The 506-nt window shown below is 34.8% G+C and carries 1 protein-coding gene; it reads right to left on the reverse strand.

Annotated elements, in window-relative coordinates; all coding sequences use genetic code 11:
• Positions 1–177 precede the first annotated feature (177 nt).
• Positions 178–387 (reverse strand): cold-shock protein, encoded by a 210-nt coding sequence (locus R7044_RS28380; protein ID WP_005380677.1) that lies wholly within the window; start codon positions 385–387, stop codon positions 178–180.
• Positions 388–506 lie beyond the last annotated feature (119 nt).

Consider the following 506-nt stretch of genomic DNA (forward strand, 5'->3'; position numbering starts at 1 on the left):
AATTAAGGTGCACTGAACATAAGTATTTTTAGGATAGGTAATTAAGGAGATTACAGAGAGAAACTTGCTAGGGATTACGCTGGAAAACTATCTTTATATTTTATCTTGAAACAAATCTTTGTCAGAGCAACTACCTCGCCAGGCGTATGACGAGGCAGTGTAAATTCAATTGTAAGACTAAATAGTCGTTACATTTTCTGCTTGAAGGCCTTTAGGACCTTTACCTACAGTAAAGGAAACCTGCTCGCCTTCAATAAGCTTCTTAAAGCCATCGCCTAAAATGCTTCTGAAATGAACAAATAAATCATCGCCATTTTCTTGAGAAATAAAACCAAAACCTTTAGTTTCGTTAAACCACTTTACTGTACCAATTACTTGATTAGACATATTATGCCCCTTATAAAATTAAAATTAAGGTGCACTGAACATAGGTATTATTTTAGGATAGAGCATTAAGGAGATTACAGAGAGAAACTTGCTAGGGATTACGCTGGAAAACTATCTTT

Source organism: Vibrio sp. 1402 (genome assembly GCF_033340275.1).